Annotated in this window: 16 protein-coding genes; 9 read left to right on the top strand and 7 right to left on the bottom strand. The window is 44.7% G+C overall.

The window, feature by feature from the left end:
* Window position 1 precedes the first annotated feature (1 nt).
* On the bottom strand, window positions 2–1,762 hold the full coding sequence (locus tag L4B77_RS01150) for a KAP family P-loop NTPase fold protein (protein ID WP_429748172.1): 1,761 nt from the start codon (window positions 1,760–1,762) through the stop codon (window positions 2–4).
* A 287-nt stretch (window positions 1,763–2,049) separates the two neighbouring features.
* On the opposite strand from L4B77_RS01150, the gene radC reads away from it, so the two are divergent.
* From radC to L4B77_RS01110, 8 genes are all read left to right on the top strand, one after another.
* The gene (radC, locus tag L4B77_RS01145) at window positions 2,050–2,523 is read left to right on the top strand and encodes a RadC family protein (RefSeq protein WP_001915017.1); all 474 of its coding nucleotides are present in this window, start codon (window positions 2,050–2,052) and stop codon (window positions 2,521–2,523) included.
* Complete coding sequence (locus tag L4B77_RS01140) at window positions 2,520–2,957, top strand: DUF2787 domain-containing protein (RefSeq protein ID WP_429748171.1); 438 nt, start codon at window positions 2,520–2,522, stop codon at window positions 2,955–2,957. Before radC ends, L4B77_RS01140 begins: the two co-directional genes overlap by 4 nt.
* Before the next feature lie 50 nt (window positions 2,958–3,007).
* Window positions 3,008–3,451 carry a DUF2787 domain-containing protein gene (locus L4B77_RS01135; RefSeq protein WP_239930040.1) on the top strand — a complete coding sequence of 148 codons (444 nt, stop codon included), beginning with the start codon at window positions 3,008–3,010 and terminating at the stop codon, window positions 3,449–3,451.
* A 3-nt stretch (window positions 3,452–3,454) separates the two neighbouring features.
* Window positions 3,455–3,631 carry a hypothetical protein gene (locus tag L4B77_RS01130; RefSeq protein ID WP_017044431.1) on the top strand — a complete coding sequence of 59 codons (177 nt, stop codon included), beginning with the start codon at window positions 3,455–3,457 and terminating at the stop codon, window positions 3,629–3,631.
* Window positions 3,632–3,769: 138 nt separating this feature from the next.
* On the top strand, window positions 3,770–4,510 hold the full coding sequence (locus L4B77_RS01125; protein WP_429748170.1) for a WYL domain-containing protein: 741 nt from the start codon (window positions 3,770–3,772) through the stop codon (window positions 4,508–4,510).
* 23 nt (window positions 4,511–4,533) lie between these two features.
* Entirely contained in the window at window positions 4,534–4,893 is a 360-nt protein-coding gene (locus tag L4B77_RS01120; RefSeq protein WP_429748169.1) for a hypothetical protein, read from the top strand.
* Between the two features lie 54 nt (window positions 4,894–4,947).
* Window positions 4,948–5,208, top strand: coding sequence for a hypothetical protein (locus L4B77_RS01115; RefSeq protein WP_429748168.1), 261 nt, complete (start codon window positions 4,948–4,950; stop codon window positions 5,206–5,208).
* 27 nt (window positions 5,209–5,235) lie between these two features.
* Entirely contained in the window at window positions 5,236–5,472 is a 237-nt protein-coding gene (locus tag L4B77_RS01110) for a hypothetical protein (RefSeq protein WP_429748167.1), read from the top strand.
* A gap of 150 nt (window positions 5,473–5,622) precedes the next feature.
* Here the strand turns inward: L4B77_RS01110 and L4B77_RS01105 are convergent, their stop codons facing one another.
* The 6 genes from L4B77_RS01105 to yihU form a co-directional block, all read right to left on the bottom strand.
* The gene (locus L4B77_RS01105; RefSeq protein WP_429748166.1) at window positions 5,623–6,873 is read right to left on the bottom strand and encodes an AGE family epimerase/isomerase; all 1,251 of its coding nucleotides are present in this window, start codon (window positions 6,871–6,873) and stop codon (window positions 5,623–5,625) included.
* Window positions 6,874–6,931: 58 nt separating this feature from the next.
* The gene (locus tag L4B77_RS01100; RefSeq protein WP_429748165.1) at window positions 6,932–7,198 is read right to left on the bottom strand and encodes a PTS sugar transporter subunit IIB; all 267 of its coding nucleotides are present in this window, start codon (window positions 7,196–7,198) and stop codon (window positions 6,932–6,934) included.
* A 78-nt stretch (window positions 7,199–7,276) separates the two neighbouring features.
* A complete protein-coding gene (locus tag L4B77_RS01095; protein ID WP_429748164.1) occupies window positions 7,277–8,566 on the bottom strand; it encodes a TRAP transporter large permease in 1,290 nt (429 codons plus the stop codon).
* A gap of 12 nt (window positions 8,567–8,578) precedes the next feature.
* Window positions 8,579–9,193 carry a TRAP transporter small permease gene (locus L4B77_RS01090; protein WP_429748163.1) on the bottom strand — a complete coding sequence of 205 codons (615 nt, stop codon included), beginning with the start codon at window positions 9,191–9,193 and terminating at the stop codon, window positions 8,579–8,581.
* A gap of 73 nt (window positions 9,194–9,266) precedes the next feature.
* Window positions 9,267–10,130: a class II fructose-bisphosphate aldolase gene (locus L4B77_RS01085; protein ID WP_429748162.1), complete on the bottom strand. Its 864-nt coding sequence runs from the start codon at window positions 10,128–10,130 to the stop codon at window positions 9,267–9,269.
* Between the two features lie 663 nt (window positions 10,131–10,793).
* Window positions 10,794–11,687 carry a sulfolactaldehyde 3-reductase gene (gene yihU / locus L4B77_RS01080; protein ID WP_429748161.1) on the bottom strand — a complete coding sequence of 298 codons (894 nt, stop codon included), beginning with the start codon at window positions 11,685–11,687 and terminating at the stop codon, window positions 10,794–10,796.
* A gap of 209 nt (window positions 11,688–11,896) precedes the next feature.
* On the opposite strand from yihU, the gene L4B77_RS01075 reads away from it, so the two are divergent.
* Window positions 11,897–12,784 (top strand): PfkB family carbohydrate kinase, encoded by an 888-nt coding sequence (locus L4B77_RS01075; RefSeq protein ID WP_429748160.1) that lies wholly within the window; start codon window positions 11,897–11,899, stop codon window positions 12,782–12,784.
* Window positions 12,785–12,797 lie beyond the last annotated feature (13 nt).

The raw sequence follows: 12,797 nt of genomic DNA, 5'->3' as shown, positions 1-12,797 counted from the left end.
CTTATTTACTCTCCATACTTTTTATTAGCGATGTTATCCATCGTTGTTTCGGCAATGAGATTAAAAACTCCTTAAACAGTGCCTTACATTTCTCATCATGATCAGCGAGCAATACTCCTCCCATTACACCGCTAGGCATCTTGGTATAATCTTCAATGTGCCCTAAGTTTTCAATCAACCCCTCCATTACAGCCATGTATTCTTCTTTCGGAGTCTCATTGATTAATCTTGTATTAGCTTTACTTGTTCGATTCGCTTGCTTTATTAAAGCGATTAGCAGATTCTGTGCAGCAGCAGATATAACGGTGTTAATTTGGCCAAGTGGTATACTTTCTCTACTCAAGTAAGCTGCTGGTAGGAGGTTCTTGTCTGAAAATGAAGGAGGAAGTCTAGCCCAAGCCATAATAAAATCCTTTTCGCTGAGCCATTCATCAGGCCAATCAAATGAGCTATCACCTTCCTCTAACTTCAATAGTAAGTCGGGCTTTCCGTCTTCGGTTTCTATTAGCTGATATAGGTATCGTGCTGCATTAGTTCCGACACAACGTTCAAAAATAACTAACTTAGTTAACGTTGCTTCATCAAGTAGCATTCCCCTCCTTGAAGCTATTTTCTTCCTCATTTTTATCTGATTCAATAAGCGCTTAACAATTCTAGGGTTACCATTGATGTTTGGCGAAGTCGCCAATATTGGCGCTAGCTTTTCTGCCGTTTTCAAGACGAGAACCGCTTTTTCTTTCTCATTAAAATCCATTCCATTGAAGAGCTCATCTATCGTTCTCTGCTCGCCTTTCCATGCCTCACGCAGATCCTTTTCAAGTCTCGATCTCAATTGGTTTAAAACAACATCTTCCAAAGCCAAATCTTGAGCCATTAGCATCAACACGTATGCTCGAATCTCTAATTGACCAGGTTTAGGAACGTGAATTGGTACTTGAATCAGCTTATCCAGATAATCGGTTTGATGCCTTTTACTAGAACCTTTATGGTATTCCTGCACAGCTGTTCGGATCATATCTACATCTGCAGCAACAACAAAAGCAGTATTAGGCAAAAAGAGAAACAACCGTATAGCCTCTAACGTAGATATCGCATTTACGGGAGAGCATCGATCTAAGTTGTCTACATAGACAATCAAAGGAGAATCCAGCACTTCCAACAATGACGCATACTCATCTCTAAACGCCATAATCTCTTCTGGTGGAGAAAGTTTTTTTTCCGCCTTTAGTAGATTTTGACTATCTCTCACTAGCTTTTGCCCGGCGGCAATAGCCCCTTGGGTATCACTGTCTTCATTAATACCATCCTCATCAGTTGCATCCCTAGCAAAACCGATTAACTTTGATATTGCACCTCCGGTAGGAATACCAAATGCAGTTGCTCCGATATCCATTGCCATACCTAAGGCTCTAATTTTATCGACTCTCTTATAAACCTTATTAGCTCTAGATATAACCGTTTGATTTCCTCTAGCTTCAGCCACGCTAATTAATTCTCTAGCGATAGCTTCTAGTAGAGCAGCTTTTGCATCGTCGTAACCTTGAAACAGCCATGCATCAAAATGAATTTGAATATGACCAGAATTCTCCGCAGCTATGCGATCTTTAGTTAGCTCTAGAACTGAGGACTTTCCTGCACCCCAGTCTCCAAATACACCTATGCTTAGAGGTAAGAGATCTTCTTCGACAATTAAGTCTCTAATAGACTCAGACAATTCACTAAAATTGAGAAAGTCAATACTCGACTCTTTATCAGACCACACTCTACACAACCTTATTCGATTACCTTAATTAGAGGACTAATCTAGCAAAAACATATGGTTATTTGTTGTGATAGCAACTACATATTCATCAACTCCCAGTGAAACCAATGACGTAATAAAGATCAAAAAAAACAACCTAAGCACATGATTTATAGTGATTTGATTATTATCTCTCTTTATTTTTCACTTTAAAATTATGATTAGGTAACTAAAGCCCTAAATCCAAAAATCTTCAGGCATATGTCATCAATGTGAAACCCCATCATTGATTCCGACAGGAGCTTGAAATGAATCCCAAAACTTCCGATTACCAAAAGCAGCAACGCTATCAGGAAAATGAAATCCTAGAGCATGCCGCTGAGATACTGGCTACGCGCTACGTGCGTGGTGATGCGCTAACCAATCCTGATGCCACTAAAGAGTATGTGCGCTGTAAGCTAGGCAGCCATGAGCGTGAAGTGTTTGCCTTATTGCTACTGGATAACCAAAACCGACTGATTGAGTTTAAAGAACTGTTTCAAGGAACTGTGGATGCGGCCAGCGTCTACCCACGTGAAGTGGTGAAAGCAGTGTTGGAAGTCAATGCCGCAGCGGTGATATTTGCCCATAACCATCCATCCGGTGACTCAACGCCGTCTCAAGCGGACAGACGCATAACAGAAAGACTCAAAGATGCATTAGCGCTGGTGGATGTTCGCGTTCTCGACCATATCGTGACAGGCGATACCTGCACCTCATTTGCTGAAAGAGGTTGGTTATGATTGAGCAACATTATGGTGAGCTTTCTATTGATGATGCTTTACATTCGTCACTGGAAGCACTTTTGAATCGATACACTCTCCCAGAGAACGCTGAACGACTTGTGCCGAACTGTCGCCAAATGAGTTACTACCGACATCGACAAGGTTTACATCCCATTGAGGTGCAACTTAAACGTGAGTCAGCCTCTAGTCCTTGGTTGGTGGTGTTCTTTGCCAGCTTCTCTTATCCCGATGACAACAGCACAACCGTTGAGCCTGAGTTGTATTTTCACCAGGCTAATCGCTGGTGCTATCAACCCGATGTCGGGAGCACTGATTTATCCCACCCAGAGGTACAAGAGCTGCTCTCGGTATGGATGAAAGCCTTTGCTCGCCACCTTTCCAGAAACGTCTTTGATGACGTGCAACTGACGATGGTCGGCACGTTCCAATAATTCTCACTCTGTTATTTCTTATTTGAATCCTGAAACAAGGAGGACTCACTATGTCCAAATTAAACTTCACAGCATCATTATTACCTGTGTCAAAGAAACTGCAAAAGCTGCTAAGTGAGCAACTCACCGCTCATTTGCTAAGTAATGAAGCACTGACCACCAGCCGTTATCTGGTGTTTAACTTTCGCGATAAAAGTTACAGCGCGGAAGAAGGCGGCTTTCATCCGGTTGAAATGGCTATTTGCCAAACCTCAACAGGAGAATGGAGCATTGAGTACATCACCGACTTTGCTTATATGGGGAACTACTATCCAGAGCTTGAGCGCAATTTGGATTTTGATTTTCGAGTTGGGCAGTTCTTTGTGGCCTATCGTGGCTGGCTACCAATGCAGGGTAGCCCTGATGCTAAAGAGCTGTATCGGCTATGGGAGAGTAACTTTCTTGCCTATGTCGATATGGAAGCCTACAACGAGATAGTAGTCACCCCGCAATAACTCATGACTTCCCTTCTTCTACAAATCATCAAACTTGTCACTGCCCTCATCACGTTGTTCTCATTATCTCCGTTCTTCGGTGCCATCGGAGCCCTATCCACTTTAGGGTTTCTGGTGGTGCTGTTAATTGGGTTACTGGCAGCGATTGCCGAGCTCAGTGATAAGCATAAGCCTCGTTAATGTTAATCGGCTCACGCTTTGGTGATGCCGATTGATGCTGTTTTCACCGTTGGACATTATGTGTCTGACCCACCTCTATTCTCCCGACATTAAATGTCCGACTCCGGTGTGGAGCTTTGATGTATTGAGAGAGTAGTCATGAGCAATAAAACCAGCATTGAAGGGTTATCCGCTTTGCTGCACACGCTGATGCTTATTCCTCAACATCGATGGATTACCGTTAGAGAGTTGCAGCAGCAATTAGCCCTATTCGATATCCACCGCACCACGCGCAGCATTAAACGCTACCTCGATGAAGTCATTGTGGACGTGTTTAACGTGGAGTGTGATTCGATGAGCATGCCCCATGTTTATCGCAAAACCTCAGAGCAATTACTGAAGCTCAACAAACAGGAAATGCTCTATTGGCAACTGACCAACAAGTACTTACTACCGCTAGTTCCTGATGCACTGAATTATGGGCAAGGGTCCTCTTCGGAGAGAGACAAACCCTTACCACACAAGGGTTCAGCACATTCAAAAGAGCAAGCATGGTTAGCCAAAGTACATGTGGCATTGCCCACCATTCGCGAGTGGAGTGACGAGCAACGGCAAGTATTGAATGCGGTACACACGGCATTACTGCACAACCGTATGCTCAAGATATCGAGCCAAATATTGCAGCAAGAGAAGGCGCTCATTGAGCCACTGGGACTCTCGGTTCAGTGTGACGCGCTCTTGCTGCTCTTTCGATTATCCGGCCAACACACGATACGCACCCTAGCCCTACCTCTGATTGATGAGGCCAGTGTGTCGACGTTTTCTTTTACCTATCCCACTGATTTCAATCTTGAGCGGTTCATGCGTGAACACGATGGAATCAGTGCATCCCAAATTTAACTCACCACTACGGAGAGATACCTATGAATACCCTCATTCGCACCATCATGATGGCCCTATTGCTATTCAGTATTGCGGCTTGCAACGAGCAAGAAGCTGCGCAAACCGTCACCGCCGATATTGAAGTGTCGATATCCACCAACCCACATTGGGGAACACTGGTCTTTGATGTTCAAGCTACCACTGATAGCACAGCTATAACCGATGTGGTCATCAATCGAGGCAACTGCCGTCTACCCGCAGGTACAGCCTCAGAGCTATCTAGAAACGTTTCGTTGAAATTCGGTGAAACCTACACCGGATACAGCAACAACTGCACAGTAGAAAGCGTGAAAGAAATCGAAGTCACCTCAAGCGCTGGCACCTTTGTCTACACCTTCTAACCTTCGGCAATTCAAATTTCATGAACCCTAGTTCTACTTGATAAGGAAAACACCATGAATCTAAAGCCACTCCTATTAGCTACTCTAGTCGCTGCCTCAATGACCACCTCATTTCTAGCAACCGCTGCACTCGGCGGTGCACCGAACGTCTCTAAGGACTATTTAGAAAAGCAGTGGAATGGTAAACAAGGCCCACAATCCACCCTCGTTGCTGGCGTATTGCTTCACTGGACTGCCGATGTGTGCGGCAAGTTGAACGGACAAGTTTCTGATGCCACTCAGTGCCAGCCTAAAGCCGAATCAACCTCTGATTAATCTCAAAGTCACTAGGAGAGAAGCACCATGAATCACGCTACAACAAACACTCTTGTTTTACTTGCAACCCTAATCACGCCTTTTGTTTTCGCTCAGGGAGGAGGAGCGCTAGGAGGTAACCCACCTGCAGAAACAGGTGCAATCAACGTCAGTGTGGGCAAATGCACTCAATACAAAGTTGATGTACAAAAGGCACAAAAGGAAGGCAAGGATATATCGATTATAACGGTACCTAAAGGGTGTGAAATCATTAAAGAAAAGTAACACCACCAGCAACGATAAAAACGACAATGGGGAGTAATCACACTCCCCATTCTTTTTTTGCCTCAACACACCTGTTTGTAGGTATATGTTATATATAAAAAACCAGCTCCTTTGAGAAGCTGGCATATAGTTCGACTCGCTGAAATGTGGTTATTTTAAGTTCTCATCCAACTTCCCTTGTGCCAACGCTGGTGCTAGACCTGGAGTCAATGGTAAACGAGGAATAACGAGACAATGCATTAGATGGTAAATATCTTGCTTGCCATCCCAAACCACGCTGCCGCCAGCTTGGTTGTTGACATCCAGCTCTTGCCACCACGAGCAACCTTCGTAATCGATCAAGTAGGTACGGCAGTAATCCCACCATGTACGATACCAATCTTCGTATTTCTTATCCCCTGTGACTGTGTATAGAGCATAAGCCGTGCCGATAGCTTCAACTGGAGCCCAACGAATACGCTCACGCACAACTGGTTTACCTTCCCAGTCAACAGAGTAAACAAAACCAGGCGCACCATCGACATGCCACGCATCACGTACAGTGGCATCAAACAAACCAATAGCATCTTCAAGCAACCAATCCGGGCAGTGAGCACCAATTTCTTGCAGTGTTGCGCGCAGATGACAGATCAAGCGGCCCCACTCAATCCAGTGACCGGGTGTACCACCGTAAGCACGGAAGTGGCTCGCTGGTGTATCCTTGTTGTAATCAGGTAGAGGGTTAAAGTCTGAATCAAAATGTTCATTGACTCGGTAACCAAGACCTTTCGCCGTTTTGTTGATCATGAACTCAGTAATATTGAGTGCGCGATCCAACCACTTCTTATCTTTAGTCACATCGTAAACAATCAAAAACGCTTCTACCGAGTGCATTGCCATGTTACCACCACGATAGTCTTCCGTTTCAGTCCAAGCCTGATCCCAAGACTCAAAGCACATTTGTTTCTCTTCTACCCAAAAGTGGTTCTCGTATACACTGATCGCCTCATCCAGTAACGCTTGCGCACGTGGATGACCCGTAGTCACGGCGCTCGCTGCACCTAAAAGTACAAAAGCGTGCTGATAACCCTGCTTCGACGAATCAATAATGCCTTCGCCTTCGTTATCAATGGTCGCAAACCAACCGCCATGAGTTTTGTCTTTCAATGGCCCTTCTAGCGCGGCGATACCATGCTCTACCAAATCATAAGCACCCGGTCGCCCCATATGCGCAGCCAGTGCGTAACAGTGAAGCATGCGTGCTGTAATCCAAAGGCGTGTGCCCATCTCTTCACGAACGTTGCCGTTGTTACCAATCCAACCAAAACCATTTGGCACGACCGAGTTGCGGCCAAACTCAAAAATACGATCCGTTTCAGTTTCTAACCAGAAAGCATGAGAGCGAGTATTTATCCATTTCATTTCAACGTTACCTTAATAATCTAATCTTTTTATTCAATGCGTGTGGAGCTGCTATTGATTAGCACTCCGCCTGCTTTCTTAATTCGTCAGCCAAGCTATGAACATCGAAGAACACCACTTGAATTTGGTTTTCAGGAAGGCGAATAAAGCCTAGAGCACCTTGGCGACGAAGCATGTTTTCGTCTACCGCGCCCATATCTTTTACTTGAATTCGTAGACGTGTCGCACAGTTATCAATGTTCCCTTCGGCGATGTTTTCGATGCCGCCAAGCGCGCCCAATATTTTTTGTGCTTTCGCTTGTAAATTACCTTTGTCATTAATCATTTAATTTCTCCTGATTCTTGAATCGCGACACTTGATCAGAAGCCAAGAGCCGCGCATAAAGGCTTGCTGTAGAACCAACTACATAATGCCCACTAGCTTCGGTAACCCGATAACCAGTTGTGGGAAACACGACACGATGAAAATCAACGCGATTTCAACCATTAGGAAAGGAATTATCTTGCGAGAGATTTCCGATACAGAAACTTTAGATACACCTGATGCTACAAACAGTACGAGACCCATTGGAGGTGTAGCTAGACCAATAGAGAGGTTTGCACACATCACTACACCAAAGTGAACCGGGTCAATACCCGCGTTAATCATGATTGGAGCAAAGATTGGCGCGAAAATAAGAATCGCAGGGCCCGCATCTAGGAACATACCGATGATGAACAGTAGAACGTTGATAATCGCAAACAGTAAGTATGGGTTGTCAGTAATTCCGTTCATGAAGTCAGCGACCATATTCGATACGCCAGACAGACTGATCAATGAAGCGAAACCACTCGCTGCTGCAACAATAATTAGGATTGACGCTGCGTTCACCGCTACCTTTGCAAACAGTGCGTAAGTCGCTTTGGTGTTTGTCACTTTAATGATGAATAGTGACACAGCAATCGCATACGCTACCGCAACCGCCGCTGCTTCTGTCGGCGTGAAAATACCGCCATAAATACCACCAAGAATAATCACTGGAGTCAGTAGAGGAAGCATTGCAAGACGGAAAGCTTGTTTACGCTCCATTGCAGGGGCACGTTCCATCGGTTTCACGTTCGGGTATTTGCGGATCTGGTAGCTGTTCATGATCATTAGACCAATACAGAAGATGATACCTGGAGTCACACCCGCCAAGAACATTGCGGCAACCGAGGTATTCATAACAAATGCGTACAGCAGCATGATCCCTGATGGCGGAATAATGTTACCTAGAACCGTCGCTGCCGCCGTTAATGCCGCAGAGTAGCCAGTATCATATTTGTACTTCTTCATTTCAGGGATCAGCATACCGCCAATCGCCGAAGTCGCGGCTACCGCTGAACCAGTCAGTGCACCGAAGATGGTTGCGGCTAGAATAACCACATGACCCAAACCACCACGTAGGTGCTGCACCATAGTTTGAGCAAAAGCAATGATACGTGGCGTAATACCTCCAGCCGTCATACACTCGCCAGCTAACATAAAGAAAGGCAGCGCTAATAGCAGGAAGCTATCTAGTCCCGAGTACAGACGCTGATAAAGCATATTGGCAAACAGCATCTGGTCGTTTTGAAATAGCGTGATCATAGGTGACAGGCCAAGCGTAAATAACACCGGCACACCAATGATCAGAAGAATCATAAAGTAGAGTAAGAAAATTGGAGAAACCATTATAACACCCTCTTAAGCCTCAGTTTCTGGTTCAAATGACTGCTTTTGCGCTTGCTCAGGTGCTTCTTCAGCAGCAGGCGCTTCAAATAATTCAGCTGTCTTAGCCGTGTGCGATACATCTACAAAGTCACCAAAAACACCACGAAGCGAAGCAACACACTTTTGCAAGGCATACAAGATGGTCACACCCATCATTACCGGTGGAATAATGTATACGTAGAACATAGGGATCGGCAGGCTGTCAGCCATTACCGCACCTGTTTGGAAGAAGTTCCAACCGAATTTAATCCACACAGCAAACACCAGAATTGCTGAAATATGGGCTAGCAGACCAAGGAAAGAAAACAGCCTAGGCATTTTCTTTTCTAGGATTTCAGTGACGAAGGTCATCGCAATGTTTTTGTCCGTCAAATAGACGAACGGCAAACAAAGATAGGTCATGTAGATCATTAGGAATCGAGACGATTCGTCAGTCCAGCTTAGTGGGATATTGAGTATGTAGCGAAACAGAACTTGCGCGACAACAATCACTGTCATTACCAACAGCAAAATACCGGCTACATGACGCAACACCCTAGAGAGTGGCGTTGTAACCGTGTTTAGCGCTTTTTCGATGGCTCTTAACATAGAAACACCATTATTGGATTAGAAAGTTTGAGGGTGCGAGACATTCAACACCCTGCTTAAAATCTGCTTATTATTATTTTGCTTTGTCGTTTGAACCGAACAGGCGAATCTTATGACGTACCACCTCTTTCATCGAAGCAATACCTGTGTTCATTACGTCCGCAAGAATGTAGTCAGACTCGTTATTTTTCCAATGTGCCTGAACGCCGTGGATAAAGCCTTGACGAAGCTCAGTATCAACATTGATCTTCGCCACACCACGTTTAATCGCTTCAACCACTTGGTCATCAGGTACACCTGAGCCGCCGTGTAGCACAATCGGCTTCTTAACCGCAGCTTTAATTTCAGATAGACGATCAAACTTCAGCTCAGGCGTTGTTTTATATACACCGTGGGCAGTACCAATAGACACAGCTAGGTAATCTACACCTGTGCGTTCAGAAAAATCGAGCGCCTCTTCAACGGTTGTGATCATGGCATCTTTCTCGTCCACGGTAATATCGTCTTCTGTGCCACCGATCTTACCAATCTCACCCTCAGCGCCTAAACCAAGCGCATTGGCAACTTCTACCACAGCTTTAGTAATGCGGATGTTTTCTTCAAATGGCAGTGCTGAACCATCGAACATTAGTGACTGAAAATCACGAGTTGCAGCTTCCATGCACTGCTCGAACTTACGGCTGTGATCTAGGTGGATACAGATAGGCACCGTAATTTGGTGATGTTGAATCAACGAATCTACAGCATCACGCAGTGGCTTCATCCCCATTTCATTGATAGCCTTTTGACCAATCTGAATCATGATTGGAGATTTCTCTTCTTCCGCAGCTAAAAGTACAGCTTTGAATGTTTCTAGGTTATGAGCAGTGAAAGCGCCGATGGCATAGCCGTTTTCCCACGCTTCTTGAATCATTGTTTTACCAGATACGTAAGGCATTGTGCTTATTCCCTTATGTTAAATGTATTTTGAACACCATTGTTTCGTTGAATATAAAGTACCAATCTAACTTGTCTGTTTCTGTTAGCTAGATAACACTTCATGTCCATAAAGTGACACAAATTACCATTAATGTACACACGATCACAAAACACATAAAAAAGGGGGTTTATGCAAGCTATATTTATCAAATGAATAAAGAACCAGAGCAAGAAGTTGGCCCTAAAGCGCTACTTATCTGTAATACTGAACCAAATGAAAGACATGAAATATAACTTAAAATCAAAGAGATAGAACCCACCCTCTTTTTTACAATTATAGTGCATCTATTTAAGTAACCCTTTGTTTATATGCCCATTATCATCGGCGCATAAAAAAGATCCTACTCCAACGAAAATGGAGCAGGGCCAACATAGAGTTTTGTAAAATCACTCTCTTAATCGGGGGTAGGAGTGAAATACGAGGTCTGAAATGTCAATTATTGTTGAATAACTTTCATTTCGATGGATATAACATGATGAATTCAGCCCAAAATAATTGGAATTGCAGCGCGGCAACAAGACAATTCAGCCCTATGAACATAAGTGTTTTATGTGATTAGGGCGGCCGGCGTTCCGGTGAATTAGCGCAGTTAACAAAGCTGCAGATTCAAGAATGAAGGGGTTACTTGATTTTTGGCTCCAAACCGGAAGTAACACGCAACTGTTCCAAGACAGATGTCCAGTCTTGACGTCCGCGACCAGCAGCTCGAGTAATGCTGTACAACTCACGCGAAGCCGCACCACAAGGCATAGGAACATTGACCTGGTTTGCCAGATCAAGAGCGATACCTAGGTCTTTATGCGCAAGGTCAACCATGAACACAGGCGACAGATCACCTGCTAGTACCTTACCTGGCCAAGTTGTGGTGAAGTGCCCTTTACCTGCAGGAGTGCCACTCATAACTTTCATCGCCGTTTCCCACTCAAGACCAATGGCTTCAGACAGGGTTGCCGCTTCTGCTGACAGGGCATTGAGCGCGATACTCATGTAGTTGTTAATAATCTTCACACGGATACCTTTACCCGCTCCGCCACAGTCAACGGTTTCGTTACCCATGCAATCAAACAGTGGCTGTGCTCGTTCAACTTGCTGTTTTGAACCACCAGCCATGATCAATAGCTCGCCTTTAACCGCATGCTCTGATGTGCGTCCCACAGGCGCTTCCATCATTGAGAAGCCTTTATCAGTTACCTCTTTAATCAACGCATCCGTTTCTAGGGGATGAATCGTCGACATATCAATTAACAGAGCGTTTTTATCTAGAGTAGTAAGAACGCCTTCATCACCTAACACTACCTGCTTAACAAGAGCACCATTAGGCAACATGGTAACGACAAACTCTGCGTCTATAGCCGCATTCGCTGGTGATGTGGCAGCGACTGCTCCCTGGTCTACAAGCTCTTGAACCGCAGCCTGGTTGATATCAAAAACTTTTAGCGTGTGACCGCCTTTGATCAGATTTAGTGCCATTGGTGTACCCATCTGACCTAAACCAATAAATCCAATCGTCGACATTTCCAATCCCTTCACATTAGTGGTTAATTGGCACCTAATATAAACTCTAATCTCATCCCTGACCGATACAAATGTCACATTTTGTTGTTTTGTGTCCATTTCGGTTGTTTTGTGATTACTATCCCAACCAAAATTCCAAATATAGATATACTGGTTCCCATACTTTGCAACTCAGCAGATCAACAAACTAGATTACGAAGAGAAGAATCATGACAATCGCATGCGTAGGCATTACAGTACTCGACCGAATTCAACGTGTAGACAACTTACCAACCACTGGTGGTAAGTACGTCGCTAAAGATTATTTCGAAGTTGGCGGAGGCCCTGCTGCTACAGCGGCTGTTGCAGTTGCTCAACTTGGTCATAGCGTCGATTTCATTGGCCGAGTTGGCCAAGATGGCGTCGCCGATACCCTGCTCTCAGAGTTAAGCGGTTACGGCGTTAATGTAGATAAGATGGTACATATTGAGGGTGCGTCGTCTGCGTTCTCGGCTGTTATGGTCGATGACGAAGGTGAGCGCATGATCATTAACTACCAAGATAAGTCACTCAGCCGCGATCCTAAATCACTCGAACGTGTCGATTTCTCTCAATATAAGACAGTTTTAACCGACGTGCGTTGGCCAGAAGGTGCCAAATACGCGCTAGAACAAGCAAAAAAATACAACATCCCTTCGGTTTTAGACGCAGACATTGCTCCAGATCCAATCGATGACCTAGTCAAACTAGCGGATCACGTCGCCTTCTCAGAGCCTGGTCTAGAGAAATTCACTGGCACCAGTGACCCTATCGAGGGCTTGAAAGTCGCGCAAAAACAAACAGATGGCAAAGTTTATGTTACTGTAGGCTCTAAGGGGTGTTACTGGCTAGAAGGTGACGAAATTTGCCACGAACCCGTGATTAAGGTAAATGTTGTAGATACAACAGGTGCTGGCGATGTTTTCCATGGCGCTTTAGCGGTAGCGGTCGCAGAATCAAAACAAAGTCGTGACTCTATTGTTTTCTCTAATATGGTTGCCGCGCTAAAATGCACCAAAAGAGGTGGTCGAGAAGGAATCCCGACTAGATTAGAAGTGGACCAAAAATTACAAAAATAAACAAAGCGAAGGA

The sequence above is a fragment of the Vibrio minamisatsumaniensis genome (genome assembly GCF_050337445.1).
GTDB classification, from domain to species: Bacteria; Pseudomonadota; Gammaproteobacteria; order Enterobacterales; family Vibrionaceae; genus Vibrio; species Vibrio artabrorum.
The sequence above is the reverse complement of the archived record's forward strand: the minus strand, read 5'-3'. Positions and strand labels throughout refer to the sequence as shown.

Coding starts and splice junctions, on each gene's coding strand:
- L4B77_RS01105 (WP_429748166.1), bottom strand. CDS start 6,873: ATGAAATGGATAAATACTCGCTCTCATGCTTTCTGGTTAGAAACTGAA.
- L4B77_RS01125 (WP_429748170.1), top strand. CDS start 3,770: ATGAGCAATAAAACCAGCATTGAAGGGTTATCCGCTTTGCTGCACACG.
- L4B77_RS01140 (WP_429748171.1), top strand. CDS start 2,520: ATGATTGAGCAACATTATGGTGAGCTTTCTATTGATGATGCTTTACAT.
- L4B77_RS01095 (WP_429748164.1), bottom strand. CDS start 8,566: ATGGTTTCTCCAATTTTCTTACTCTACTTTATGATTCTTCTGATCATT.
- L4B77_RS01100 (WP_429748165.1), bottom strand. CDS start 7,198: ATGATTAATGACAAAGGTAATTTACAAGCGAAAGCACAAAAAATATTG.
- yihU (WP_429748161.1), bottom strand. CDS start 11,687: ATGTCGACGATTGGATTTATTGGTTTAGGTCAGATGGGTACACCAATG.
- L4B77_RS01085 (WP_429748162.1), bottom strand. CDS start 10,130: ATGCCTTACGTATCTGGTAAAACAATGATTCAAGAAGCGTGGGAAAAC.
- L4B77_RS01115 (WP_429748168.1), top strand. CDS start 4,948: ATGAATCTAAAGCCACTCCTATTAGCTACTCTAGTCGCTGCCTCAATG.
- L4B77_RS01135 (WP_239930040.1), top strand. CDS start 3,008: ATGTCCAAATTAAACTTCACAGCATCATTATTACCTGTGTCAAAGAAA.
- radC (WP_001915017.1), top strand. CDS start 2,050: ATGAATCCCAAAACTTCCGATTACCAAAAGCAGCAACGCTATCAGGAA.
- L4B77_RS01075 (WP_429748160.1), top strand. CDS start 11,897: ATGACAATCGCATGCGTAGGCATTACAGTACTCGACCGAATTCAACGT.
- L4B77_RS01120 (WP_429748169.1), top strand. CDS start 4,534: ATGAATACCCTCATTCGCACCATCATGATGGCCCTATTGCTATTCAGT.
- L4B77_RS01130 (WP_017044431.1), top strand. CDS start 3,455: ATGACTTCCCTTCTTCTACAAATCATCAAACTTGTCACTGCCCTCATC.
- L4B77_RS01090 (WP_429748163.1), bottom strand. CDS start 9,193: ATGTTAAGAGCCATCGAAAAAGCGCTAAACACGGTTACAACGCCACTC.
- L4B77_RS01110 (WP_429748167.1), top strand. CDS start 5,236: ATGAATCACGCTACAACAAACACTCTTGTTTTACTTGCAACCCTAATC.